At 64.1% G+C, this 26,165-nt stretch carries 18 protein-coding genes; 9 read left to right on the forward strand and 9 right to left on the reverse strand.

What is annotated here, in order from left to right:
- Positions 1-46 precede the first annotated feature (46 nt).
- On the forward strand, positions 47-550 hold the full coding sequence (locus tag F6B93_RS17045) for a hypothetical protein (RefSeq protein ID WP_211696134.1): 504 nt from the start codon (positions 47-49) through the stop codon (positions 548-550).
- Here F6B93_RS17045 and F6B93_RS17050 read toward each other — a convergent pair.
- The gene (locus F6B93_RS17050; RefSeq protein ID WP_211699561.1) at positions 498-1,850 is read right to left on the reverse strand and encodes a sugar porter family MFS transporter; all 1,353 of its coding nucleotides are present in this window, start codon (positions 1,848-1,850) and stop codon (positions 498-500) included. The two genes, F6B93_RS17045 and F6B93_RS17050, sit on opposite strands and share 53 nt — an antisense overlap.
- A gap of 284 nt (positions 1,851-2,134) precedes the next feature.
- Between F6B93_RS17050 and F6B93_RS17055 the strand changes: the two genes are divergently transcribed.
- Positions 2,135-2,710, forward strand: a complete 576-nt coding sequence (locus tag F6B93_RS17055; RefSeq protein ID WP_246540817.1) for a hypothetical protein — start codon at positions 2,135-2,137, stop codon at positions 2,708-2,710.
- A gap of 28 nt (positions 2,711-2,738) precedes the next feature.
- Here F6B93_RS17055 and F6B93_RS17060 read toward each other — a convergent pair whose 3' ends face one another.
- Positions 2,739-3,209: a hypothetical protein gene (locus F6B93_RS17060; protein WP_211696136.1), complete on the reverse strand. Its 471-nt coding sequence runs from the start codon at positions 3,207-3,209 to the stop codon at positions 2,739-2,741.
- 60 nt (positions 3,210-3,269) lie between these two features.
- Between F6B93_RS17060 and F6B93_RS17065 the strand changes: the two genes are divergently transcribed.
- On the forward strand, positions 3,270-6,092 hold the full coding sequence (locus tag F6B93_RS17065) for a DEAD/DEAH box helicase family protein (protein WP_211696137.1): 2,823 nt from the start codon (positions 3,270-3,272) through the stop codon (positions 6,090-6,092).
- Positions 6,093-6,135: 43 nt separating this feature from the next.
- On the opposite strand, the gene dapC is transcribed toward F6B93_RS17065, so the two are convergent.
- The gene (gene dapC / locus F6B93_RS17070) at positions 6,136-7,230 is read right to left on the reverse strand and encodes a succinyldiaminopimelate transaminase (RefSeq protein ID WP_211699562.1); all 1,095 of its coding nucleotides are present in this window, start codon (positions 7,228-7,230) and stop codon (positions 6,136-6,138) included.
- 32 nt (positions 7,231-7,262) lie between these two features.
- A complete protein-coding gene (gene fdxA / locus F6B93_RS17075; RefSeq protein ID WP_211696138.1) occupies positions 7,263-7,589 on the reverse strand; it encodes a ferredoxin in 327 nt (108 codons plus the stop codon).
- A gap of 222 nt (positions 7,590-7,811) precedes the next feature.
- Between fdxA and F6B93_RS17080 the strand changes: the two genes are divergently transcribed.
- The 3 genes from F6B93_RS17080 (at position 7,812) to F6B93_RS17090 (ending at position 10,968) form a co-directional block, all read left to right on the forward strand.
- Positions 7,812-8,381: a PadR family transcriptional regulator gene (locus tag F6B93_RS17080; protein ID WP_211696139.1), complete on the forward strand. Its 570-nt coding sequence runs from the start codon at positions 7,812-7,814 to the stop codon at positions 8,379-8,381.
- Positions 8,378-10,441 (forward strand): NADPH-dependent 2,4-dienoyl-CoA reductase, encoded by a 2,064-nt coding sequence (locus F6B93_RS17085; protein WP_211696140.1) that lies wholly within the window; start codon positions 8,378-8,380, stop codon positions 10,439-10,441. The genes F6B93_RS17080 and F6B93_RS17085 overlap by 4 nt, the downstream gene beginning before the upstream one ends.
- Before the next feature lie 194 nt (positions 10,442-10,635).
- Entirely contained in the window at positions 10,636-10,968 is a 333-nt protein-coding gene (locus tag F6B93_RS17090) for a hemophore-related protein (protein WP_211696141.1), read from the forward strand.
- Positions 10,969-11,003: 35 nt separating this feature from the next.
- Here the strand turns inward: F6B93_RS17090 and F6B93_RS17095 are convergent, their stop codons facing one another.
- Positions 11,004-15,563, reverse strand: coding sequence for a cellulose binding domain-containing protein (locus tag F6B93_RS17095; protein WP_211696142.1), 4,560 nt, complete (start codon positions 15,561-15,563; stop codon positions 11,004-11,006).
- Positions 15,564-17,053: 1,490 nt separating this feature from the next.
- Here F6B93_RS17095 and F6B93_RS17100 point away from each other — a divergent pair.
- On the forward strand, positions 17,054-18,175 hold the full coding sequence (locus tag F6B93_RS17100; protein WP_211696143.1) for a polyprenyl synthetase family protein: 1,122 nt from the start codon (positions 17,054-17,056) through the stop codon (positions 18,173-18,175).
- A gap of 129 nt (positions 18,176-18,304) precedes the next feature.
- On the forward strand, positions 18,305-18,922 hold the full coding sequence (gene idi / locus F6B93_RS17105) for an isopentenyl-diphosphate Delta-isomerase (protein ID WP_211699563.1): 618 nt from the start codon (positions 18,305-18,307) through the stop codon (positions 18,920-18,922).
- A 13-nt stretch (positions 18,923-18,935) separates the two neighbouring features.
- Here idi and F6B93_RS17110 read toward each other — a convergent pair whose 3' ends face one another.
- A complete protein-coding gene (locus F6B93_RS17110) occupies positions 18,936-21,521 on the reverse strand; it encodes a bifunctional FO biosynthesis protein CofGH (protein WP_211696144.1) in 2,586 nt (861 codons plus the stop codon).
- A gap of 311 nt (positions 21,522-21,832) precedes the next feature.
- Here F6B93_RS17110 and F6B93_RS23450 point away from each other — a divergent pair, with 311 nt between their 5' ends.
- Complete coding sequence (locus F6B93_RS23450; RefSeq protein WP_211696145.1) at positions 21,833-22,699, forward strand: PE family protein; 867 nt, start codon at positions 21,833-21,835, stop codon at positions 22,697-22,699.
- Positions 22,700-22,713: 14 nt separating this feature from the next.
- Here F6B93_RS23450 and F6B93_RS17120 read toward each other — a convergent pair whose 3' ends face one another.
- The 3 genes from F6B93_RS17120 to F6B93_RS17130 all read right to left on the reverse strand — a co-directional run bounded on the left by F6B93_RS17120 (position 22,714) and on the right by F6B93_RS17130 (position 26,124).
- Positions 22,714-23,211: a hypothetical protein gene (locus F6B93_RS17120; protein ID WP_246540818.1), complete on the reverse strand. Its 498-nt coding sequence runs from the start codon at positions 23,209-23,211 to the stop codon at positions 22,714-22,716.
- Positions 23,212-23,303: 92 nt separating this feature from the next.
- Positions 23,304-24,200, reverse strand: coding sequence for an N-acetyl-1-D-myo-inositol-2-amino-2-deoxy-alpha-D-glucopyranoside deacetylase (gene mshB, locus F6B93_RS17125; RefSeq protein ID WP_211696146.1), 897 nt, complete (start codon positions 24,198-24,200; stop codon positions 23,304-23,306).
- Positions 24,201-24,240: 40 nt separating this feature from the next.
- Positions 24,241-26,124 carry an ABC transporter family substrate-binding protein gene (locus F6B93_RS17130; RefSeq protein ID WP_211699565.1) on the reverse strand — a complete coding sequence of 628 codons (1,884 nt, stop codon included), beginning with the start codon at positions 26,122-26,124 and terminating at the stop codon, positions 24,241-24,243.
- Between the last annotated feature and the right edge of the window lie 41 nt (positions 26,125-26,165).

Here is a 26,165-nt window from a genome sequence, read left to right on the forward strand (position 1 = left end):
CCCTGACAATCGCGGAGAGACTACGACATGCAAGGAGACCAAACCGGTGAAAACCCGACAAATTGCCGCGCTGTGGCCGGGATTGTGGGCCGGCGCTGCTGCTGGCGCAGCCGGCACCAGCGCACTCAATGTCATCGGCTACCTCGACATGGCAGTCCGGGGCCGCCCGGCGAGCACGACGCCGGAACGGACCGCTGAGGCGCTAGCCAGGCTGTTTCACATCACAATCCCAGGCAGCGGTGACGCCTTGGCCGGCCGAATCTCCGGCCTTGGCGCATTGAGCGGCTACACCGCCGGCATCGGCATCGGGGTGCTCCTTGGCCTGGCCTACGCGCTGGGCTGGCGACCCGGGTGGATCGTTACCGCGGCGGTCGCCACCGTCGGCGCGCTGGTCGGAACGAACGGACCCATGATCGCTCTCGGGGTCACCGACCCGCGGACGTGGGGCTTGATCGGCTGGATCAGCGATCTCGTCCCGCACCTCGGGTATGGCGTGGTCACCGCCCTGGTCTTGCACTACCTCTACCCACCGCGCTCGACTTCGCCGTAGCGGGCTCTTGCCAGACGCGCCGGATGTCTTCCAGCTGACGGCCTTTCGTTTCCGGGGCCAACCGGTAGACAAACACCAACGCGGCCAGTCCGAGGCTACCCAACACCGTGAAAGTGCCGGCACCCCCAAGCGAGTCCAGCAGCGTCAAGAAGACGGTGACCGTGATCGCATTGGCCACCAGATTCGAGCTGAGCATCAAGCTCGAACCCATCGAACGCATCCGCGCGGGCAGACTTTCACCGGCGTAGACGCTGACCAACGAGCCGAAGCCGAAACTGAACCCGGCGGTGAAAAGCGCGACTCCGGCCAGTCCTATCACCCCTGCCGCGGAATCCGAGCTAACCGTGAAGCCGGCGATGAGCGCGACGTCCGCAGTGACCATCATCGCGATGCCCGACAACAGAATCGGCCTCCGACCCAATCGGTCCACAAGCATCATCGATGCGACGACTGCCGCCAACGCGGAGACTTGGGCCAATGCGGGCAGGATCGCCATAGCGAAGTTCCCACTCAATCCCATGGCCGCAAACAGGCGAGGGCTGTAGTAGACGATGGCGTTGATACCCGTGATCTGACCGAAGAAACCGAGGCCGACCACGAAGACCGTGGCGCGCAAGTATGGCGGCCGCAGCATCGTGGCGAGCACGCTGCCGCGTTCTTCCTCCTGCGCGCTGGCGATCTCGTCGAGATCGCGCTCGGCGTCCGCATCCGACTCAACGCATCGCAGAACCTGGCGTGCGGGCCCAACACGGCCCTGGAGCATGTGCCAGCGAGCGGTCTCCGGTATCAGTAGCAAGAGCGACATGATCAGCGCGGAGGGCACCGCGGCCAGGCCCAGCATCCAGCGCCAGGAATCCGAGCCGGCCAGCAGGTACGCAGCCAGGTAGCCGGCGAGGATGCCCAGGATCGTTGCCAGCTGGTACCCGACCAGAACTGAACCTCGCATCCTGGCGGGCGCGCACTCGGCCATGAAGACCGGAACCACGACGACTGACACCCCGATGGCCAGACCCACCATCAACCGGGCAACCAACAGCACCGGCACGCTGACCGCCATCGCACCCACCACCGCAAACGCCCCGTACACGACCGTTACCAGCAGCATCGAGTACTTGCGCCCGATCGTGTTGGCGAGCGCACCACCGCCAACCGCACCACCGATCTGTCCGATCACCCCCGCAGCGATCACCATCTCTTGGCCGCCGGTTGAGAAGTCGTACTCGTCGGCGATGTACCGCAGCGCGCTGGAGATGGTGGACAAGTCGTAGCCGTAGATGATGCCGATGCTGGCCGCGGTCATGCCCGCGAGGGGTCCTGCCAACAACCTTTGCCATCTATCGACTTGCCCCACGCTGTTGCACCTTTCGACGTGCACGAACTCTACTCGGCACGCCGCGCGGCCCCGGCCCTGTGATGCGGTCGAAGGCTGCCGCGGGGATAGGCGGCCGACGGCGAAGCACTAGCGTGGGGATCGACCAGCTGATCACCAATTCACGTACCAATCCACCCGTTCGGACGCCAGGAGGCAGCATGCATCCCGCTTTACTTCGAGTCATGGCCGTGCCGTTGATCGCGCTACCAAGCTTGATTGCGGCCGGCTGCGGCTCGAATTCGACCGAGCCCGCAGCAACCAGTCAGAGCCAGACGACGTCCGATGAGTCGTCCCCGACGACGGCAACGGGGGACGTGGAAGGCTTCGACTGCCCTACAGAGACCGCGGTAACCGTCAGCTCAACGAATGGGGCGTATCCCGACGGGCTGGATTGGTCCACCGTCTACGCGGTGGCAGATCGCCCGCTTGCCGGGCTGGGCGGCGATGGCAGAGCGGTCGTGGTGTATATCGGCACCAGCGAACGCCCACTGTCGGAGCTTACGGACCCTAAAACCGAACTGAACCCCGACGAGGCGTTCCTCAAGCTCACCTTCACCGACGGCGCGCGAAGCGCGGATTCAGGCAACTACAGCACCGCCGCCAACCCCAGTGATCCCAACACAGTTGACCTCTCCATCCGGGTCACCGGCCGAACGACCGTACAGCTGTCGCAGCCGACCGGCGAAGCGCAGCTCGTCAACAACACCAACGCGGTGTGTGGCACGTTCACGCTTGCCGATCAATGGACCGAGGCATCTGGCGCCTTTCTCGCCGATATCAGCACGTAGCTCGACCTAGCTCGGCGATCGTCAGCTTTCAGCTTTCGGCCGCATACTTCCACGCGGCCTCGATCTCGGTCGACGGCGAGAATGCATAGTGCCCCAAGTCGTCCAGGCGGACCTCCCCCTCCGGGTGGGCGTCCTCGGCGACATTGCCCACGAGCAGCATGAGGACGCGCGGCGCAATGCCCGACGTTTGCAACGACCGGGCGAGCATCGTCGCAACACCCTTGAGCTGGCCACCGACCAGCCCGGGCTGGCAAATGATCACCACCACATCGATTTTCGACCGATCATCGATACTGGGTCTTTCTTCTTGACTGACGAGCGTGACCCCGGCCGGTAGCGGTGTCGATTCCAATGCCGCTCGAATCTCGCCGCTGCCGAATGACGGCGCCGTCGTCGGGCAGGCCCCGGCGGGGGCATCGCTGGACGCCGAGTGCGGCGGCGAGCTCGAGGATCCGCAGGCCCCGGTGGAGAGCAACAGCACCACGCCAACGAAGAACACAGCCAGCCACCTTGCGCGCGTCATAGTGGTTGCCAACCCTAGCTAATAGGGTGGGCTGTCGTGGAGCCTCGCCGCGAACTTGAGTCGCGGGGCTTCGTCGGACAATGGCGGGTGTATCAGCGTCAGGCGTTGGACGCGTTCGACGCCGATGTCGCTGCCGGAGACAACCGCGCGTATCTGGTGCTGCCCCCCGGCGCAGGCAAGACCATGATCGGACTGGAGGCCGCGCGCCGACTGGGGCGGCGGACCTTGGTGCTGGTGCCCAATACGGCGGTGCAGGCGCAGTGGGCCGCGTTGTGGGACAACAACTTTCCATCGACACAGCCATCGGCGTCTGATTGCGGCACCGAGCGTGACCTGACGTCGGCAATGAACGTACTGACGTATCAGTCCCTCGCCGTCATCGATGACGACACGGATTCCGCAGTTCGGCGGAAGGTCCTCAAGAGCCGCGATCAACAGGCCTTGCTGGGGCTGCTGCACCCCAACGGAAGGGCGTTGATCGAGCGAGCGGCGGCGCGAGGACCGTGGACGTTGGTGCTCGATGAATGTCACCACCTGCTGGCGACGTGGGGAGCGCTGGTCAGCGCGTTGGCGTCGGTACTGGGACCCCAGACGGGTCTGATCGGTCTGACAGCAACCCCACCGACAGAGCTCACGGCGTGGCAGCACACGCTTCATGACGAGCTGTTCGGCACCGCCGATTTCGTGGTCCCGACACCCGCACTGGTCAAAGAAGGCGACCTCGCGCCCTATCAAGAGCTGGTCTACCTGACCGAACCGACGCCCGACGAGCAAGCCTGGGTCGCGACCCATCGCGCCCGCTTCGCCGAGCTCATGCTGGAGCTGATCGACCAACAGGTGGGCAGCATGTCGCTGGCCGCGTGGCTACGCGCGCGGATCGTGGATCGATCAACAGCAGAGGGCAATCAGATCGCATGGTCGACATTCGAACGCGCCGAACCCGATCTCGCGATGAGCGGACTGCGTTTCGCGTTTGACGGCATGATTCCGCTGCCCGACGGAGCCCGCCTGCGCGAACAGCACCGCGTTGCACCCGACGCACACGATTGGGTCAATGTCTTGACCGACTTCAGCATTGGGCACCTACAACGCAGCGAGGATCCCCGCGACGGGCACGCGCTCACCGCGATCAAACGGGTGCTGCCCGGCTTGGGCTACCGGCTGACCCGCGGTGGCGTGCGTGTCGCGACCTCACCGGTGGACAGAGTCTGTGCACTCTCCGAGTCGAAGATCGCCGCGACCGCGCACATCCTCGACACCGAAGACGCCGTCCTGGGATCGCGGTTGCGGGCTCTGGTGCTCTGCGACTTCGAATCGATGTCGGGCACCCTGCCAACGTCACTGAAGGGAGCTCCCATCAGCAATCAGTCGGGTTCGGCCCAGCTGGTCACCGCCATGCTTGCGGTATCCGACGCCCGACGTAGCACCCCACTCAACGCCTTGCTGGTGACGGGGCAAACCTTCGCGTGCCCAGCTGCGATTGACGATCACCTCGTCGCGTTCTGCGCAGAGCGGGGCGCACTTGTCACCACCGAGCCGTTCGATGCCCATCCGGCGTTGCGCGTTGTCCGCGGCCGTGCGGGCGGCTTCTCCCCGCGAACGTGGGTCGCGCTGGCGACGGCATACTTCCTGTCGGGAGCCGCGCGCGTGCTGGTCGGAACCCGCGCCCTTCTGGGCGAGGGCTGGGACTGCGCGGCGGTCAACGTCAACATCGACCTGACGAGCGCAACCACGAAGGCGGCGATCACGCAGATGCGCGGCCGTGCAATCCGCAAAGATCCCAATGATGTTCACAAAGTTGCCGACAACTGGTCGGTCTGCTGTAGCACCGCAGACCATCCGCGCGGCGATGCCGACTACCTCCGCCTGGTACGCAAACACGACGACTATTTCGCGGCCAGTCCCCAGGGGCTCATCGAATCGGGTGTGACGCACTGTGATCCATCGCTTTCGCCTTACCGCCCACCGGTCACCGATGCCCACACCATCACCGCGCAGGCGCTGCGGCGCACGGCTGAACGTGCCCGGGCCCGGGCATGGTGGCGCATTGGCGAGCCCTATGAGGGGATCGACGTAGCAACCATCCGCGTGCGGTCGGGTGGTTCACTCGGGGTTGCAGCGCCTCGCATCCCGGCGTCCGCATTGACCCCACCCGTGCCAGGGCGGCTCAATCCGGTCCGACTGGCCAGGAGCGCACGCACCGGCCTATCTGCGGTCGCCGCCGGAGCCGGCGGAGTCATCGCGTACGCCAACTTTGGCCCAGTCGCCGGGGCCGCGACCGCTGGCGGCATTATCGCGACGGGCGCTGGCATAGTGACAGCCGCCGCAGTAACCGAGAGCCGCCGCCTGGAACAGGCGCCCAACGCACTCGAGCGGTTGGCCGCGGTCGTCGCGGATGCACTCCATGCGGCCGGCGGCGCCGAACGAGGTGCGGAAGCACTTCGGATCAAGGCGGACCCCGACGGCTGGATCCGGTGTGAACTCGACGGCGTACCCACCGAGCAATCCCAGCGGTTCACGGCAGCCCTCGACGAGCTACTCGCGCCTCTCGGCGAGCCGCGCTACCTCATCGGCCGCAAGATCCTGACGCCGCCGGCCACGCGCCTGGCTCGGGCAGCGTTCGCGGCGCGTGCGGTCATGGGGCTACCCGTGCCAGGCGCAGTGGCCTGGCATGCCGTACCGCGCTGGTTAGCACGAAACAAAGATCGACGGCGACATCTCGCACAGGCCTGGCGAACCCACATCGGCCCGCCCCGGCAGCTGCGAGCCGACTCACCCGACGGCCAAGCCATCCTCGATCTGTTCCGCGGCGACAATCCGCTCGCACTCACGACCCAGCTGCGCACGACCTGGCGGTGAGCCCGGCCGCCGGTACGTAACGCGCTTGTGGCGCACACCGGGGCTAGCTCAACCGTTTCACCGCAGCGGAGATGCGCTCGTCGGTAGCGGTCAGCGCCACCCGAACGTGTTGGGAGCCGCGGGGGCCGTAGAAGTCGCCAGGGGCGACCAGGATGCCGCGTTGCGCCAACCACGCGACGGTCTCGCGGCCGTCCTCCCCGCGGGTGGCCCATAGATAGAGACCCGCCTCGGAATGGTCAACAGCAAAGCCTGCTCCGCGCAACGCCGGCAGCAGGATCGCGCGCCGCCGCGCATAACGCTCGCGCTGCAGATTCTCGTGGTCGTCGTCTTCCAGGGCGGCCACCATGGCAGCTTGGACAGGCGTCGGCACCATCATCCCGGCGTGTCTGCGCACGGCCAGCAGCTCACTGACGAGGGCTGAGTCCCCTGCGACGAAACCAGCCCGATAGCCGGCCAGCGATGAGGTCTTCGATAGCGAGTGCACCGCAAGCAACCCGGTATGGTCGCCGTCGCAGATTGCCGGATGCAACACCGACAACGCTCCCGGAGGCTCGGCGTCCCAACTCAAACCCAAATAGCACTCGTCGGAAGCCACGATTGCGCCTCGATCGCGTGCCCACCCGACCACTTTTCGCAGGTGGTCGACGCCAAGCACCCGCCCGGTCGGGTTGCTCGGCGAGTTCAGGTAGACCAGAGCCGCCGATTGTGGGCCCAGCTGAGTCAGCGAATCCGCACGCAGCACCTGCGCTCCCGCTAGCCGGGCGCCCACTTCGTATGTCGGATATGCCAATTCGGGGACCACGACCGCGTCGGTGGTGTCCAGGCCCAGCAGCGTCGGCAACCAGGCGATGAGTTCTTTGGTGCCGATCACGGGGAGCACCGCCGCCTCGATCAAACCAGTGATCTGGTAGCGGCGAGCCAGCGCGGCCACGGCGGACTCACGCAGTCGTGGGGTACCGGCCGTAGCCGGGTAGCCAGATGCCGAACCGGCACCTGCCAGCGCTTCCTGGATCAGCGGCGCGACCGGGTCGACCGGGGTGCCGACGGAGAGATCGACGGCTCCGTCCGGATGAGCCCCGGCCAGCTCTTTGGCTGCGGCGATGGTGTCCCAGGGGAATTGCGGCAGGTTCGCCGACACAGGCCGGCGATCCCGGGCGTTCACCGGCCCGCTCAGTCGCCTTCGCCCTGCGGCGGCAAGTCCTTCACCACTTGCGGGTCGTGCTCGGTCATCCCGACCTTGGCCGCACCTCCAGGCGATCCCAGCTCGTCGAAGAAGTCGGCGTTGATCTGGGTGTACTGGCTCCACTGTTCGGGCACGTCGTCTTCGTAGTAGATCGCCTCGACGGGGCACACCGGCTCGCACGCGCCACAGTCGACGCACTCGTCGGGGTGGATGTAGAGCATCCGGGCACCCTCGTATATGCAGTCGACCGGGCACTCCTCAATGCATGCCTTGTCTTTGATGTCGACGCAAGGTTCGGCGATCGTGTACGTCACGGACGGCTCCTCAACGTGTCCTCTGGGTACTGCTCAGTGTGGGCTGCTGTTCACCTCGCCAGGGATCCTTCGAGGTCCCCTCGTCGTAGCCAAAGTGGCGAGGCGTTCAGTTACTGATACTAGACGTAGCACATACACACCGGTCAATTGGTACGCTCGCCGGCGCACCCAACGCTATGCACCCAGTTGCATAGCAACGCCGGCCGCCCCTATGCTTCCCGGGTGCCGTTGACCCACGCGATCCTGGTGTCGCTGTCCGAAAAGGCCGGCTCCGGCTACGAGCTGGCGCACCGATTCGACCGGTCCATTGGCCACTTCTGGACCGCCACCCACCAACAGATCTATCGGACATTACGCAGGATGGAGAGCGACGGCTGGGTGCACGGAAAAACCGTCGTCCAGCGTGGCAGGCCGGACAAGAAGGTCTATACGGTTTCCGAGAACGGCCGCGCCGAATTGGCCCGCTGGATCGCCGAGCCCCTCAGCACCACCAGGCCCGGCCGGGGCAGCGCCCTCACCGACTCCAGCACCCGCGACATCGCCGTCAAACTGCGCGGTGCGATCTATGGAGACATCGCAGCGCTGCGTGCCCAAGTCACCGCGCTGCGCGCCGAGCGGATCGAATCGCTGGACGTATATCGCGGTATCGAGAAGCGCACATTTCCTAATCCATCGGTGCTTCAGGGCGCCGCACTCCATCAATACCTCGTGCTGCGCGGCGGCATCCGAGCCGAAGAAAACGCGATCGACTGGCTCGACGAGGTCTGTGACGCACTACAGGAGAAACCATGACTCGGCCCGAGAAGAGCCACAAACCACATACAAGTCCGTACCCAAACTTGCTGTCCCCGTTGGACCTCGGCTTCACCACGCTGCGCAACAGGGTGGTCATGGGTTCCATGCACACTGGGCTGGAGGACCGAGCCCGCCACACCGATCGGCTTGCCGAATACTTCGCCGAACGCGCTCGCGGCGGCGTCGGGCTGATCATCACGGGTGGCTACGCGCCCAACCGAACCGGTTGGCTGCTGCCCTTCGCCTCGGAACTGGTCACCACGGCCCAGGCGCGGCGGCACCGCCGCATTACGGCGGCGGTGCATGACAATGGCGGCAAGATCCTGCTGCAGATCCTGCATGCCGGACGCTATGCCTACCACCCGCTTTCGGTGAGCGCATCGTCGATCAAGGCGCCGATCAACCCGTTTCGGCCGCGAGCACTCTCATCACGCGGGGTCGAATCCACCATCAACGATTTCGTCCGCTGCGCGCAGCTGGCTCGTGAAGCCGGCTACGACGGAGTCGAAATCATGGGCAGTGAAGGGTATCTGCTCAATCAGTTCCTGGCGACGCGCACCAACAAGCGCACCGACGCTTGGGGCGGCGCACCGGCCAACCGCCGCAGGCTCCCCGTCGAGATCGTGCGACGCACCCGCGCCGCCGTGGGATCGGACTTCATCATCTGCTACCGGATGTCGATGGCCGACTACGTCGAGGACGGCCAGACGTGGCAGGAAATCGTCTCGCTGGCAACCGACGTGGAAGCGGCGGGCGCAACCATCATCAACTCCGGCTTCGGCTGGCATGAGGCCCGCGTGCCGACAATCGTCACCTCGGTGCCCAACAGCGCGTTCGTCGACATCAGCAGCGCCGTCGCCGAACACGTCCGCATCCCGGTGGTGGCATCAAACCGGATCAACATGCCACAGGCCGCCGAACAAGTCCTCGCCGAAACCCAGGTGCGCCTGATATCGATGGCCCGGCCAATGCTGAGCGACCCCGAGTGGGTGCTCAAAGCGCAATCCGACCGGGCCGACGAAATCAACACGTGCATCTCCTGCAACCAAGCCTGCCTTGATCACGCATTCGCTCGAAAAACAGTGTCGTGTCTGCTCAATCCACGGGCCGGTCACGAGACCACATTGCTGCTGTCGCCGACGCGGCGCGCGCGCTCGGTCGCGGTCGTCGGGGCCGGTCCGGCGGGGCTGGCCACCGCGGTCAACGCCGCCAAACGAGGTCACGACGTCACGCTGTTCGAGGCCAACGAGTTCATCGGCGGCCAGTTCGACATGGCCCGCCGGATCCCTGGCAAAGAAGAATTCAGCGAGACCATCAGGTACTTCTCGACGATGCTGGCCCGCCACGGCGTCGGGGTCCGGCTAGGCGCCCGAGTGTCGGCCGACGAGTTGACCGGCTACGACGAAGTCGTGTTGGCCACCGGCGTGGCGCCCCGCATTCCGGAGATACCGGGCATTGATCACCCCAAGGTGCTGACCTACGCCGAGGCGATCACCGGCGCCAAGCCGGTCGGCAAGACCGTGGCCGTCGTGGGCGCCGGAGGCATCGGATTCGACGTCACCGAACTCCTGGTCACCGACTCCTCACCCACCGGTGAACCCCAAGGCCTCAAAGAATGGAAAGCCGAGTGGGGCGTCGCCGATCCGCAAGAAGCCCCTGGAGCTTTGACGACACCCCTGCCTGCGCCGCCCGCTCGTGAGGTGTACTTGTTACAGCGCACCAAGGGCCGGCAGGGCAAGCGGCTCGGCAAGACCACCGGGTGGGTACACCGGGCAGCGGTGAAGGCCAAAGGCGTTCATCAGCTGTCGGGAGTCAATTACGAGCGGATCAGCGACGACGGCCTGCACATCAGCTTCGGCCCGGACCGACAGCGACCACAGGTGCTGGCGGTGGACAACGTGGTCATCTGCGCCGGACAGGAACCGGTGCGCGACCTGGAGACCGAATTGCGCCGCAACGGCGTCGACCCGCACATTATCGGTGGCGCGGCAGTCGCCGAAGAACTGGACGCCAAGCGCGCAATCAAGCAAGGCACCGAGCTTGCGGCCCAGCTTTGAGCTCACCTCGCCGCACCCGACAACGTCGTCGATTGTGCCGCTGACCTGCAAAAAGTTATGGCAGCGTGGAATCGTCCGATAAAGTGTTGAGACAAGCAAGCCCGCGGAGCCTGGTAATCTCGATCACAGACGGCAACCGTTGGGCAAATGTCGTCGTCTTCTTGTTGACGGTGCATTAGGGAAGGTGTCCGCAAATGAGGCTGTCATTGACCAGTCTGGCCGCCGCTGCTGGCGGCGTGGCCTTAGCGTTAACCGTCGGGTCCGGTGTGGCATCCGCAGATCCGTATGACGCGGTGATTAACACCACCTGCAACTACGGGCAGGTGGTAGCTGCGCTCAACGCTCAAGATCCAGGAGCCGCCGCGGAGTTCAACGCCTCACCGGTGGCGCAAAACTATCTGCGCAATTTCCTCGCCGCGCCGCCGCCGCAGCGCGCGGCGATGGCGGCGCAACTGCAGGCCATACCTGGGGCCTCGGGATACGTGGGACTCGTCGCGGCGGTCGCCGGCTCCTGCAATAGCTACTGAGCTGACCGCCAGCTGCCTGCCCTCCCGCTGGGCTGTTAGTCCGATGCGGCCTGTTCGGCGGCGGCGTCTTCGGCGAAGTCATCGAAAATCTCGGTGAAATCCCAAGCCTGCTGCGCGATTCCACTGCCCTCGTTGTTGGCAACACCCAACACACCCTGCATATCGCGAGGAAGCTGCCACATCGACAACTCACCAATATTGTTCTGATCAGCGAACGCCGCCAGCTGCACAGCATCGTCCAGGGTAAAAACCTCACTCGGATTGTCATTGACTCCGATCATCGGCGTCACCCCCAGCATCGCCCACACCTGCTCACTGCTCAGCGACGGATACAACCCCATCAACTGCCCATGAGTGGCCTGCGCCGCATCAATCGCCAAGGCCCCCATGTCATACGGCGCATACGTCGGATCGAAATAGTCCATCGTCATGATGTTGACCCGCTCAATCACAACACCATTACTCTGCGCAATCTCAACAACCCGCAACCCATCAACCGTCAGACCCGTCGGCAACACCGGAAGGGTATACGACACCGTCACCGGAGTACCGTTAGCGTCCCCCCACTGCTGAGCAAGAACAATCGCCTGCGACTGCGCCTCTAGGGCCGCCACATTGGACTGCATCGCCCCCTCAACATCGAAATCGATGTCATAGATCTCATAGGTCGTCATCACCTGCTGATACTGCAGCGCAAGCTCAGCAGGACTGACATCGTTCGCCGCGGCATACACAGCCAGATCCGTACCAGCCGCCCCACCAAAGGAAATGGTCCCGTTGATGCCCGCGCTATCCATGTTGGCAAGCTGATTATCAATAAACCAACTATGACTGCCACCGCTGACGTCGTACTCCGGATAGCCACCCCACGCCGCCTCGCCCCCAGGAGTAGCAGTGATAAAGGCCAGCGTGACATCATCGACCCCCGCCTGCGCCACCGCAGCAAAGTCAAACCCCTCATTCGACGGCCACAACGTAATATCGACATACGGCGAGAACCTCCCATACACCACCCCGTCACCCGTGCCGGTCCCGCCGCCGCTGCCGCCACTGCCGCCAGTCCCGGTGCCGCCGCCGGTTGACTGTCCGTTGACCAGGACGTTCGTCGGTTCCGAGTAGGCGCCGGTGAGCAGGGCTTGGAAGCCAACCACGACCGACTCGCCCGGCTGAATCGTTTGCGTCCAAGACTCCGGGGTGATCGTGTAGTGCGTACCATCCTGGGCGAGCTGACCACTCCACAGATTGGTGATGGATTGGCCTGCGGCCAAATCGAATTCCACCTGCCAACCAGTCACCGCGGTCTCACCGGCATTCGAGATCGTGAAATCAGCCACGAAGCCGTTATCCCATTGCGACGTCACCGCATACGTCGCGGCCACCGCGCTATCACCAGCGCCACCATCACCCGTCCCCCCATCACCAGCGCCACCATCACCGGTACCCCCATCCCCAGCGCCACCATCACCGGTACCCCCATCCCCAGCGCCACCATCACCCGTGCCACCGTCACCGGTACCGCCGTCACCCGTGCCACCATCACCCGTGCCGCCATCACCGGTTGCGTCGGCCTGTTCGGCGGCGGCGTCTTCGGCGAAGTCATCGAAAATCTCGGTGAAATCCCAAGCCTGCTGCACGATTCCACTGCCCTCGTTGTTGGCAACACCCAACACACCCTGCATATCGCGAGGAAGCTGCCACATCGACAACTCACCAATATTGTTCTGATCAGCGAACGCCGCCAGCTGCACAGCATCGTCCAGGGTAAAAACCTCACTCGGATTGTCATTGACTCCGATCATCGGCGTCACCCCCAGCATCGCCCACACCTGCTCACTGCTCAGCGACGGATACAACCCCATCAACTGCCCATGAGTGGCCTGCGCCGCATCAATCGCCAAGGCCCCCATGTCATACGGCGCATACGTCGGATCGAAATAGTCCATCGTCATGATGTTGACCCGCTCAATCACAACACCATTACTCTGCGCAATCTCAACAACCCGCAACCCATCAACCGTCAGACCCGTCGGCAACACCGGAAGGGTATACGACACCGTCACCGGAGTACCGTTAGCGTCCCCCCACTGCTGAGCAAGAACAATCGCCTGCGACTGCGCCTCTAGGGCCGCCACATTGGACTGCATCGCCCCCTCAACATCGAAATCGATGTCATAGATCTCATAGGTCGTCATCACCTGCTGATACTGCAGCGCAAGCTCAGCAGGACTGACATCGTTCGCCGCGGCATACACAGCCAGATCCGTACCAGCCGCCCCACCAAAGGAAATGGTCCCGTTGATGCCCGCGCTATCCATGTTGGCAAGCTGATTATCAATAAACCAACTATGACTGCCACCGCTGACGTCGTACTCCGGATAGCCACCCCACGCCGCCTCGCCCCCAGGAGTAGCAGTGATAAAGGCCAGCGTGACATCATCGACCCCCGCCTGCGCCACCGCAGCAAAGTCAAACCCCTCATTCGACGGCCACAACGTAATATCGACATACGGCGAGAACCTCCCATACACCACCCCGTCACCCGTGCCGGTCCCGCCGCCGCTGCCGCCACTGCCGCCAGTCCCGGTGCCGCCGCCAGTCCCGGTGCCGCCGCCAGTCCCGGTGCCGCCACCGGTCCCGGTGCTGCCGCCGGTTGACTGTCCGTTGACCAGGACGTTCGTCGGTTCCGAGTAGGCGCCGGTGAGCAGGGCTTGGAAGCCAACCACGACCGACTCGCCCGGCTGAATCGTTTGCGTCCAAGACTCCGGGGTGATCGTGTAGTGCGTACCATCCTGGGCGAGCTGACCACTCCACAGATTGGTGATGGATTGGCCTGCGGCCAAATCGAATTCCACCTGCCAACCAGTCACCGCGGTCTCACCGGCATTCGAGATCGTGAAATCAGCCACGAAGCCGTTATCCCATTGCGACGTCACCGCATACGTCGCGGCCACCGCGCTATCACCAGCGCCACCATCACCCGTCCCCCCATCACCAGCGCCACCATCACCGGTACCCCCATCACCAGCGCCCCCATCACCGGCACCCCCATCACCGGTACCCCCGTCACCGGTACCCCCATCACCGGTTGCGTCGGCCTGTTCGGCGGCGGCGTCTTCGGCGAAGTCATCGAAAATCTCGGTGAAATCCCAAGCCTGCTGCACGATTCCACTGCCCTCGTTGTTGGCAACACCCAACACACCCTGCATATCGCGAGGAAGCTGCCACATCGACAACTCACCAATATTGTTCTGATCAGCGAACGCCGCCAGCTGCACAGCATCGTCCAGGGTAAAAACCTCACTCGGATTGTCATTGACTCCGATCATCGGCGTCACCCCCAGCATCGCCCACACCTGCTCACTGCTCAGCGACGGATACAACCCCATCAACTGCCCATGAGTGGCCTGCGCCGCATCAATCGCCAAGGCCCCCATGTCATACGGCGCATACGTCGGATCGAAATAGTCCATCGTCATGATGTTGACCCGCTCAATCACAACACCATTACTCTGCGCAATCTCAACAACCCGCAACCCATCAACCGTCAGACCCGTCGGCAACACCGGAAGGGTATACGACACCGTCACCGGAGTACCGTTAGCGTCCCCCCACTGCTGAGCAAGAACAATCGCCTGCGACTGCGCCTCTAGGGCCGCCACATTGGACTGCATCGCCCCCTCAACATCGAAATCGATGTCATAGATCTCATAGGTCGTCATCACCTGCTGATACTGCAGCGCAAGCTCAGCAGGACTGACATCGTTCGCCGCGGCATACACAGCCAGATCCGTACCAGCCGCCCCACCAAAGGAAATGGTCCCGTTGATGCCCGCGCTATCCATGTTGGCAAGCTGATTATCAATAAACCAACTATGACTGCCACCGCTGACGTCGTACTCCGGATAGCCACCCCACGCCGCCTCGCCCCCAGGAGTAGCAGTGATAAAGGCCAGCGTGACATCATCGACCCCCGCCTGCGCCACCGCAGCAAAGTCAAACCCCTCATTCGACGGCCACAACGTAATATCGACATACGGCGAGAACCTCCCATACACCACCCCGTCACCACCGCCACCCGTGCCGCCACTCGCGGTGCTGGCTGAGCTAACGAGTCCCGGATTAGCCGCCGCGCCGCTGGCGATCTGCCCGCCGCTCGTGCCCTCAACCAGCTGAGCGGAATTGGCACCGTTGACGCTCTCCACAGCCGCTACCCCAGACAGTTCGACATTGCCCGCCGACGGACCCCCGGCGCCGCCGATGACCGCATTGATCATTCCTTGCGCCGCTCGCGCCGCGCTCTGCAATGGCGATGCGTTCGTCGCATCGACTAGCGCATACGCCTGCGCACTTGCGGCCAACGTCTGCGCAAACCGGGCATGAAACGCCGCCACTTGGGCGCTGACGGCTTGATACTCCCCTGCGTGCGCATCGAACCATGCCACGATGGCCGCCGACACCTCGTCGATGCCCATCGCCGCCAACCCCGCCGTCCGAGTCGCCGCCACCGCATTGGCAATGCTCAGCTGTGATCGCAACGCCTCCAACTCCGTCGCCGCCGCGGCCACCATCTGCGCATTCGCGATCACAAAGGACATATCTCACTCCTCCGGCCGCAGTGATACGACCGTGATATCGACGAAAAGTGTTCGAGCACTATTTTGACCGTCAATTTTCCTCAATAGCAAGACACTGGGAGATTTTCTTGATCATTCGAATATTCGAACGGCAAGATCTGGCTGTTTCGCCATGACGGCGGCTGCCGCCGAAGCAATAAGGCTCCGAATAGCGCGTGCTCGCATTCGTCGACAACGTCGCCCCATCACAGCGGTCTATAATCTTTTACACAGTAACTTCTAAGGTGCGGCACAGGGCCGGGACAGCCAAGCGAACAGCGGTCCTCAATAAAGCTTATTCAACGAAACCGCATGTGAAGGCCGATAAAGAGCGCTTCTAAAGATCTTTTTGCCCGGACCATTGGCTATGGACAAATATAATCAGAGAAACATTGTTCTCAGTTTTGCGGGACGATATGCCTGCACCCCACCCCGGCCGCAGTGGAAAAGTCTTGGGCTACTAAAATGTCCAATACAGCGCCGTAAAGGCATCGGCGTGATGCTCCTATTACCTACCGTAGCCCCCCGGGTATTCGCAAATGCGATCAGATGCTCCGTTGCACGAAATTCCCGGCGCCGCTACGCTTCCGGGCCGAGCCTGCGGCGACACGGATGCGCAGCAGAAGCCTACCGCGGTGTGACGCTGGTGAAATACGTCGAGAAATGAGTCGAAACTATTGTTATCTTCCTGGTCAGATTTCGGCGTGCCGGCATAGCGAGTGTGGCCCGTCGTGTGAGGACGCATCGGCGGCACCTGCCGATCGCGGCCAGGCGACGACGAAGCCGCGTCGCACCGGACGATTCTGGGATTACCAAGATTCGATTTCTTCACACCTGGCCGAGCGAAGCCGCAGTCCATAATCACGCCGTATTTCCGCCTGGTCACGCGCCACCAGCGAAGCGGGGTGCTGGCGGTGGACATCAGCGCATCGTCAGTGCTGCAGTCGCCGAAGAACTCGGCGATCGGAGAGCTCCATCCCGTTGTCGCGAGAGCAGCGCGGCCTGTGCGCTGCCCCAGCACCCACCGGGCCTCGCACCGTTGCGACTACGACAGCGGCCTGGGACACGTCGGCAAATCTCACTCGCAGGGGTAGCACGGAGTGCGAGCCACCCTTGCTGGCGGTAATCCTGCGACGGCTCTGGGCATGCTTGGGCTATCGACTTTTTCATTACTACGTTGGTTCACTAGGGATTACAGCTAGACAGCCGCTGATGAGGACTGGCCGTCCATGCCGACTCCGGTTGTCTGCGGCCGCGACATCCAGGACACCCGAGAGCCTCACAGTGAGATGACGAGTTGGCAAACAAGTCGACAACGGTTCTCGGTTCCTTCTTTCGGCTTGACCCGACGAGGATGATTGCCAATACTGCAGTAGCACTTGCTATTTCGGCCTTGCTCGCGATCCATTCTTGCCGATCAAAAGCCAAACAGGCCAACGCCGGCCAAGTCCGTAGGCTACATCGAGACAAGAATGACTGACACGACGACGAACGCCAGAACCACATCTCCGGGAAACGGCGATGTCGATGCCCGGCGCGTCACGCGTTTCGCAACCGAAGTCGCGGCGGCGATGTCGGACGAGTTGGCCGCACGCTGGATCGCCATCGCGCGACGATACGGGGCGGCCATCGGCTGCGGCACCGAAGGCGCGTTCGTCTGCGACGTCGCGACCCTCGATGGCGGCGAGTACGTTCGCCCGCTTCTGGCGGCCGCCAGTTATGCGGGCTGCGGGGGAACCGACTACGACGACATCACCACTCTGGCGATCGCGTTGCAGTTCCTGCACGTAGGTCTTTGCGCCCACAACGATCTCATCGACGATGAGGACATCCGTCATGGGCGCCCGAACATGCTGGCTCGAGCCAGACAGGATCCACTGATCAACGCGCGGCCGGCGCACACCGCTCAACGGCATGTCACTGCGCGCAGCGTACTGGCTGGCGACTTGGCGGTCGGCGCTGCGTTCACTGCTGTGACCGAGATGACGATCAGTCCCCGCCTCATGGCCGCGATCACCAAACAGTTCGCCCTCGCCTTGGAGACCAGTGTGCTTGGCGAATTCGCGGATACTTATGCCGAACTCCTCGATGTCGATACCACCGATACCGTGGTCAGGGCCGAACGCAAGACCGCCAGTTCCAGCACAGTTCTCCCGCTAGTCTCGGGCGCCATCTGCGCGGGCCAGACCGACGAGGCGTCGCTGCACCAGCTCACTGGCGTCGGCCTGGCGCTGGGACTCAGCTATCAGCTGGCCGACGACCTCTTGTCTGTTGTCGGCGATTCCGCGCTCAGCGGCAAGCCATTATTCAGCAACATCCGAGCCGGCAAGCACACCGAGCTCGTTCGCCAGGCGCTCCGCCGAGCAGATCGGCACCAACGTTCGATTATCGAGCGGTGCCTCGGCAACGATGTCGACGGCACCGCCGGACCCATGCTGGCCGCAATCTTCCACGACACCGGAGCCGTTGGCGCAGTCCGCTCAATGATCGACCAGTGCACCGAGCGCATCGCGGCATCACGGCTGCAATTCGCTCCGGGACTCAGGGACCACCTGGTGCACATCGCTCACGCGCTCGCTCGCCGGGTCGCCTAGCCTGAACTGCACGGTCAACTGTGAGAACATTGAGCCACAGCCCGCACGTGGCGGTCCGCTCGTGTTGGCCGCCTCCATCACCGCAAGGACGACTTGGTGACCGACAGCGTCCAACCACGCGACCGATCGATCTCTGTCGAGCAGGTTGTCTTGCTCGATGAACGCGGCGGCGCCGTAGGTGTAGCCGACAAGGCCACCGTTCATACTTCTGATACCCCACTGCACCTAGCCTTTTCCAGCTACGTGTTCGATGCCGAGGATCGCGTGCTGATCACCCAGCGGGCCGCCGCGAAACGAACCTGGCCAGGCGTGTGGACCAACAGTTGTTGCGGACACCCCCTGCCTGGTGAATCGTTGCCCGACGCTATACGACGTCGGCTGGCCGATGAACTCAGGTTGCGTGTCGATCGGGTGGATCTGATCCTGCCGGAGTTCCGCTACCGAGCCACCATGGCCGACGGCATCGTAGAAAACGAGATCTGCCCGGTGTACAGAGTGCACAGCGACCAACAACCGCGGCCGAACTCCGACGAGGTTGACGCGGTCCGCTGGGTCCCCTGGGAACAGTTCGTCTCCGAAGCCAGCGCCGGACACATCACGCCACTGTCACCGTGGTGTCGTAGTCAACTGGACCTGCTGACCGCATTGGGACCTCGCCCAGCCTGGTGGCGCGTTGCCGACGACAGTCGGCTGCCGATGGCCGCCCGGCCGAACACCCCGCGCACAGGGGAAACGGGAAACCTCTAAGACCGAGGTGTCCTCAGCCCAGACACTCCGGGACCGCAAGTGGCGCATAGGTAGTGGTGCGCTGCCGAGCGGGCCGCCCGATCCCCTCGGCGATCGCGGCCAGTTCGGCAACTGTCTTGGACGATCCGTGTTCGGAACCTGCCATGCGCGAAATGGTCTCCTCCATCAGTGTTCCGCCGAGGTCGTCGGCACCGCCGTTGAGCATCACCCGAGTGCGCTCGATACCCAGCTTCACCCAACTGGTCTGTATATGGGAGATGCGGCCATGCAACATGATCCGCGCCAGCGCGTGCACAGCCCTGTTATCGCGATGTGTGGGCCCGGGCCGTGCCGCGCCCGCCAGATACAGCGGCGAATTCTGGTGCACGAACGGCAACGGCACGAACTCGGTGAAGCCACCGGTACGGTCCTGGATATCACGGAGCACGTTGAGGTGCGCGACCCAGTGCCGTGGGCTGTCGACATGTCCGTACATCATCGTTGACGAGGACGGCAAGCCCACCTCGTGGGCGGTCGTCACGATCTCGATCCACAGCGACGTCGGTAGCTTGCCCTTGGTGAGCACCCAGCGCACCTCGTCGTCCAGTATTTCGGCGGCTGTGCCGGGAATACTGCCTAGCCCGGCCTCGCGCAGACTGATCAGCCACTCGCGAATGCTCAGCCCGCTCTTGGTGACACCGTTGGCGATCTCCATCGGGGAAAACGCGTGAACATGGATCGACGGCACCCGCGCTTTAACGGCGCGGACGAGATCGGCGTAGCCGGTGACCGGGAGCTCTGGGTCAATGCCGCCCTGCATGCACACTTCGGTGGCGCCGGCGACATGAGCCTCCCAGGCTCGGTCGGCGACCTCGGTAACCGACAGTGAGTAGGCGTCCGCGTCTCCTTTGCGCTGGGCGAACGCGCAGAATCGGCACCCGGTATAGCAGATATTGGTGAAGTTGATATTTCGGTTGACCACGTAGGTCACGTCGTCTCCCACGGCATCGGCACGCAACGAATCAGCCAGTGCAACAACGGCTTCCAATGCGGGGCCGGCGGCGGTAGCCAACGCCAGATACTCCTTGTCGGCACAGCCGCCCGGAGCCCGCTCAACCGACCGCAGCGCGGCGAGCACATCGGTGTCAATACGCTCAGGCGCTCGCGCAGCCAGTTCGTGCACATGCGCCCGGATCGACTCCCAATCACCGAAGGCGCTGTCCAGGTCGCTACGAGCCTCGGTATTGCGACCTTGGGTGTCGATCGCCGCGTTGAGATCCACTCGCCCCGAGGACTCCACGTCGTCGGGCTCCTGCCAGGGCATGCCCACCGGATTGATGTCGCGGGCAAAGCCAGTTGCCGGATCAGCCAGCGCCACAACGTGTCCGCGCACCCGCGGATCGATCCACGCGGCCCCAGCCTGCACGTACTTCGGCTGGGCCGTCAGCCGCTGCACCAGGTCGTAGCCGCCCTCCGCCGTCACGGCGGCCAGCTCATCCAATGCGGGCCAGGGCCTCTCAGGATTGACATGGTCGGGGGTCAGCGGCGAGACACCACCCCAGTCGTCGACACCGGCGCCAATCAACGCCAGGCATTCGTCACGAGACACAAGGTTGGGCGGCGCCTGGATGCGCATCCCCGGCCCGAGCACCAGACGCGCCACCGCGACGGTGGCCACATAGTCCTCGAACCCGGCGTCGGGCACGTTAGCCATCGCCGTGTGTTCCTTGGCCCGGAAGTTTTGCACGATCACTTCCTGGATGTGCCCGAACTCCTTGTGCGACTTGCGAATCGCGTGCAGGGTCTCGGCACGTTCGTATAGAGTTTCACCGATGCCGACCAACAGTCCGGTAGTAAACGGAATGGACAACCGCCCGGCGTCAGTCAGGACGCGCAGACGCACCGCCGGGTCCTTGTCCGGGCTGCCGAAATGCGCGAGCCCCTTTGATTCGAACAGTCTTCGCGATGTGGTCTCGAGCATCATTCCCATCGAGGGCGCCACCGGTTTGAGTCGCGCCATCTCCGACCAGCTCATCACACCCGGGTTCAAGTGCGGCAACAGACCGGTTTCCTCGAGTACTCGGATCGCCATCGCCCGCACGTAGGACAGCGTCGAATCGTAGCCTCGTTCGCCCAGCCACTCGCGTGCCTCCGCCCATCGCTGCTCGGGGCGGTCGCCCAGGGTGAATAGCGCTTCCTTGCAACCAAGTTCACCCCCGCGACGGGCCACGTCGAGGATCTCGTCGGGCTCCAGGTACATCCCGGCGCCTTGGGCGCGTAGCTTGCCCGGCACAGTGACAAACGTGCAGTAGTGGCAGGTATCGCGGCACAGATGGGTGACCGGAATGAACACTTTGCGCGAATAGCTGATCGGCAACCGGCCCTGAGGACCTTGCCGTCCGGCCGACTTCAATCCCGCGTCGCGCACTCGCGCCGCACTCGCGGTCAGGTCGGCCAGGTCGGCGCCGCGGGCGGCCATCGCAACAGCGGCCTCATCGATGTTTAGCGCGACACCGTTTCGAGCCCGCCGCAGTACCCGTCGCAACGCTGACGGAGCGATCTTGGGCCTAACGATGGGGCTAGGCAGAGCTGTGGGCTCCCGGTCCGGAGTCAATGACACGTTGGTGTAACTTCCCAGCGATCCGATTTCATCCGCGCGTCCCGACGTGCCCGACTCTGGGCAACCGTGAGGACAACCTTGGTGCCATACCCGCCACAGTAGCGCCAGACCACGGCCGATACGCGATCGAGGTTGCTGCACCATTGATTGGCCCGACTTGCAAGCGGCTGACCACCGATCGCGATACCATCCGTTTTGAGAGCCTTGAAGACCCTTGACGACCCTTGAAGGCCCTTGTAGACCCTTGAATCGGAGGAAGAGGCGCAAGCACCGCGGCAGTCGCGGGGCTGCGCGGCGGGAAGCGGTGTGAGATGTCGTTCTTGCAAGCGGTGCCGGAGGCGCTGACGGCAGCGGCGTCGGACGTTGCCGGCATCGGAGCCAACCTGAATGCCGCCAATGCGGCCGCAGCACCGACAACCGCACCCCTGGCAGCGGCCGCCGATGAGGTCTCGACGCAGGTCGCCGCGCTGTTTTCCGCACATGCACGCGGATATCAGCAGCTCAGCGCGCAGATGGCGGGGTTTCACGACCAGTTTGTGCTAGCCCTTAAAGGCGGCGCGAGCTCGTATGCGGCCGCCGAGGCCAATGCCGCAGAGACTCTGATGAACGCGGTGAACGCTCCCGCCGAGAAGTTGCTCGGGCACCCATTGATCGGCAGCGGCGTTGGTGCGTTGGTGCCAAACGCAATAGCCAACGTCAACAACGCCTTCCTCGGCGGGACCGCGACGGCGGAAAGCGCCGCCGCCAGCGCGGGCGCACTGGCGCTGCAACCCGCCGGCGGGGCCAGCGGTCTGGCCGCCACCACCGCGTTGCTGCAACCTATGGCGAACGCGCTGGCCGCGTCCGGATCCATCGGCATGGCCATTGAGAATCTCTACCTGGCAGTCCAGCCGTGGGTGGAGTACGGGTTTCTGCTCGCCTCGTACGCGGTGGGTTGGCTGCCCTTTGGCTTCCTGTTGGGTCCCCAGATCATCTTCCTCTACGACCTCTTTCAGCCCATGGTTCAGAGTGCGCTGTTCAACACGATCGACTGGCTCGAAGGAACCATCACCTTCGCCCAGGGGCTGGAAAACTTCTGGGCGGCCACGACCGCGTCAATCAACCAATTCATCAACACCCAGATCAACTGGATCCTCAGCTTCCTCCCGCCGTTCCCACCGATCCAGAACGTTCCCTAACCGTCTAGCACCCGCTAGCCATGGGCTCTGCTCCGCCACAGCACCACTGCCGGCGGTCCGACACCAAGCAGGATGAGAACCAGGGGCCCGTATGCCAGCAGGCCCTGGCCACCCAGGATGACATCGTCGGCGGGACCGCCGAAGCTCATCGCCGCCACCGTCAACAGCCACATCCATAGCGGCAGCGCCGCGACCCGCGCCGACGTGGTCCATCGCCCTGCCGCCCATACCAGCGCAGCGTTCACCAATCCACTGATCAAGGCGCTAATGGGAAATGGTGTCGAGCCGATGTAGATGGGTAGCAGCAGACCGCCGGCTAGCGCAGAGAGGACCCCGTCAACAGCCAACAGGGCCAAGACAACCAACCGGATTGCGGGATCCGTCGCTTCGATTTCACGGCCGGACGCGACGCGCGATTTGGTTTCGGTCAGGTCGGGACTTTCGGTCAGGTCGGGACTTTCGGTCAGGTCGGGACACTGTCGATCTGAGAGAGAATCGACCCAAGTACCCATTGCAGGCTGTCGAGTCGGTCCTGCCAATGCTGCAGGTTGGGGTCCAGGTCGGGGTCCATACCAGTTCCTTCCGCGGCTGCCTGCTTCGCAGCCTACGTCGCGTACCCGGCGAAGCCCAGACCCGCAAGCAGATCCGTTTCCCAGCCCCGATCGTCGCGATCACCGGCGGAGCCGGCCACAAGAACGTAGTGCTCCTGCGCCAGAATCGGTATCGCCATGTTGTTCGACAGGGCACACGCCCGACCGGTCTGACCGACGACGACCTGGGTGGCATGCGAGGCAAGTGCTGCGGCCTTGGCAGTCCGCGCATCTCCATCGGCCTCGATCGCCGCGTTGATCTTTTCGTCCGGGTATCCGAACGGGATCTCCTCGGGGGGTAGCACCCACTCGGGTCGCAGATCGTCACGGACCAGTTCCCGCGCCCCACGAATGAATGCGCTGAGTGCAATGACCGTCCAGTAGAACTTCGGCACCGTCCATGGGTCGCCGGGGTAGTCAGCACTGCGGGCCCCAGCCACAGCGGCCGTGGTAACGCTGTGGGCGCGCATATGGTCAGGATGTCCGTAGCCCCCATCGGGGTCGTACGTCACGACGACATGGGGACGCAGCTCGCGGATGATCGCAACCAGCGCAGCCACGGCCTCCCGTTCGTCGGCGTCAACGAATCTTCGCTGACTGCGCGGAGCGGTGCCGGCCATCCCAGAATCGCGCCACCGGCCCGCACCGCCGAGGTAGATGGGTTGGCTGACTCCCAGTGCGCGCAACGCCGATGTGAGCTCACTGATGCGGTAACCGCCCAGTTGGTTCGCATGCTCGACACCGAGTTGCGCCCAGCGCTCGCCGATGATTTCGCCCTCTTCACCGAGCGTGCACGTGACGACGTGGACCTGTGCGCCGCGGGCGGTGTAGTGCGCAATGGTGGCGCCGTTGCTGAGGCTCTCGTCATCGGGGTGCGCATGAACGAACAACAGCCGCGGCGTATCAGCCATGAACGCTCACCCTACTCGCCGGCAGGCGCAGGCCAGCGCTTTAGGACCCGGTCTTGATCCATCGGCCGGCGTCGCCGACGATACCGACCGGTACCGCACCAGACAGGCTGACATTCTGCACGCTCGGCCCCGCGGCGACGATTGTGGTGTCCTGCAGTATTGGCAGCACCGTCGACATGTTCCACAGACGCGGTTCGACCGCGGTGATCACCTCGTCGATGTCCTTGGTGCCATCGAGCGCGGCGTCGATATTCGACTGGATGCTGAGATCACAGGTGCCGGTGAGATTCGATGGGGCTTTCACCAACGCTCCCGGCTTCGGTGGAGCGGGAGGAGCCGCCGGGGGCTGCGCCGGGGTCGTGAGCGTGGTGTCCGGCAGCGCTGTCGGCGTACCCGTCGGGGTGAGCACCTCGGTCGCCTGCAGGGCGGGGCAGCCGTATCGGGAAGCGAGCAACGTAGCGAGATTTCCGCCAGCCTGTCGCCAGCCCACAATGGCATCCACGCGGTTCTCCCGTAACGCGTCGCGGTAGAGCACGACCGGGTCCAGTGCCAGCACGGTCGCGGCGATGCCGACGTTGCGCAACTGATCGGCAGCCGTATTGGCCACGGCCACGGAGGTCGGATCGTTCGACGCCACCCCGATGACCAGCGCCAGCTGCTTACCGTTCTTGCTGATCCGGCCGCGAATGACTTTCGGAGGCCCGGTGCTCACCGGTGCGGCCGTCGAGTCCGGGCTAGGCGGTGCCGACGAAACCGACGCGTTGCTCTCGACCTGAAATCCTGACTCCTCCAGAAGGCCCAGCGCGACCGTCGTGCCCATCGCTGGGGGCGCGGTCGGCACGTACCCGGGGTCACTCGGCGACCGGATCTGCGCCTGGTCCAAGGTGACGGTGTTGTCGGTGCCGGCGCCCACCGCAGCCAGCAAGTCCACGTCGAGTAACCCCAAGATCGCCTTGCGCACCTGCCGCTCGGCCAGCTTGGCGACGTTCGCGCGCAACGTCAGCTGCATCACCCGCGGTGTGACGATCCGCGCGGTCTGCACGTCAGGAATAGCCGACAACTGAGCGAATGCCGCTGAGCCACCATGGACCTGAGCCACTTGGGTGTCACGGTTGCGCATGGAATCGGCCAGCGCGGCCGGCGAACCCGCCCTGCGGAAGAGAATGAGGGCGGGTTTCGCCGGACGCCCCCAATAGCGATCATTGCGGGCGATCAAGATTTCGTCGCGCTGCGGGTCGATGTTGTCCACCCGGAATTGGCCGCCGGTGACCGGCATCGCCCGAGCCAGCCCGGCTGCGAAGCCGCCCGGAATATCCTTCACGATATGCGCTGGCAGGATGTTGCTGAACAACTCGCGCCACGCCGGGTACGGCTGCGCGAACGTGACCACGGCCTGCTTACCGCCGTCGAGTGACTGCACCCCAGTGATCAGGTCGTAACCGGCGGGATCGACGACCCCTGGCTGGGTGACCATCTGCTGCCACAGGTACCAGAAGTCATCCGCGGCGATCGGCGCGTTGTCTGTCCATTGCGCCTCCGGCCGAATCTTGTAGGCCACTGTGAAGGGGTTCTCCCGGGTCACCCGCGCAGACACCAGCAAGGTGGGGTCCATCTCCCAGCGGGAACCGGTCGGCGTGTTGGGATCGGGCACCGGCCGAAACGCGCTCGGCAACACCAGCGCGCTGATCGCCGCATTCACCGGTGACAGATCGGAGAGCAGATGGGGGTTGAACCCGGGACCGATCGAGTCGATGCCCATGATGATCTGGATCGGACGCTGTGGAGGCGGCGGCGAGTTGTGCGGCGTGTCGGTGCTTTGCGGCGCGGGTGGCGGGCTGACTGTGCAGCCCGACACCAATCCGACGAGCGAGACCAGGACGCCGAATCCCACGAGTAGGCGGCGGGCTCGACGCGACATGCCCATCAGGGTATCGAGCGCCGCCTCGGATACGCGGTCGCGCGGCC

It is taken from the genome of Mycobacterium spongiae, from assembly GCF_018278905.1.
Classification (GTDB): Bacteria; Actinomycetota; Actinomycetes; order Mycobacteriales; family Mycobacteriaceae; genus Mycobacterium; species Mycobacterium spongiae.

Coding starts and splice junctions, on each gene's coding strand:
- F6B93_RS17050 (WP_211699561.1), bottom strand. CDS start 1,850: ATGACCGCGGCCAGCATCGGCATCATCTACGGCTACGACTTGTCCACC.
- F6B93_RS17120 (WP_246540818.1), bottom strand. CDS start 23,211: ATGGGTACTTGGGTCGATTCTCTCTCAGATCGACAGTGTCCCGACCTG.
- mshB (WP_211696146.1), bottom strand. CDS start 24,200: ATGGCTGATACGCCGCGGCTGTTGTTCGTTCATGCGCACCCCGATGAC.
- F6B93_RS17130 (WP_211699565.1), bottom strand. CDS start 26,124: ATGGGCATGTCGCGTCGAGCCCGCCGCCTACTCGTGGGATTCGGCGTC.
- F6B93_RS17085 (WP_211696140.1), top strand. CDS start 8,378: ATGACTCGGCCCGAGAAGAGCCACAAACCACATACAAGTCCGTACCCA.
- F6B93_RS17095 (WP_211696142.1), bottom strand. CDS start 15,563: ATGTCCTTTGTGATCGCGAATGCGCAGATGGTGGCCGCGGCGGCGACG.
- F6B93_RS17090 (WP_211696141.1), top strand. CDS start 10,636: ATGAGGCTGTCATTGACCAGTCTGGCCGCCGCTGCTGGCGGCGTGGCC.
- F6B93_RS17100 (WP_211696143.1), top strand. CDS start 17,054: ATGACTGACACGACGACGAACGCCAGAACCACATCTCCGGGAAACGGC.
- F6B93_RS23450 (WP_211696145.1), top strand. CDS start 21,833: ATGTCGTTCTTGCAAGCGGTGCCGGAGGCGCTGACGGCAGCGGCGTCG.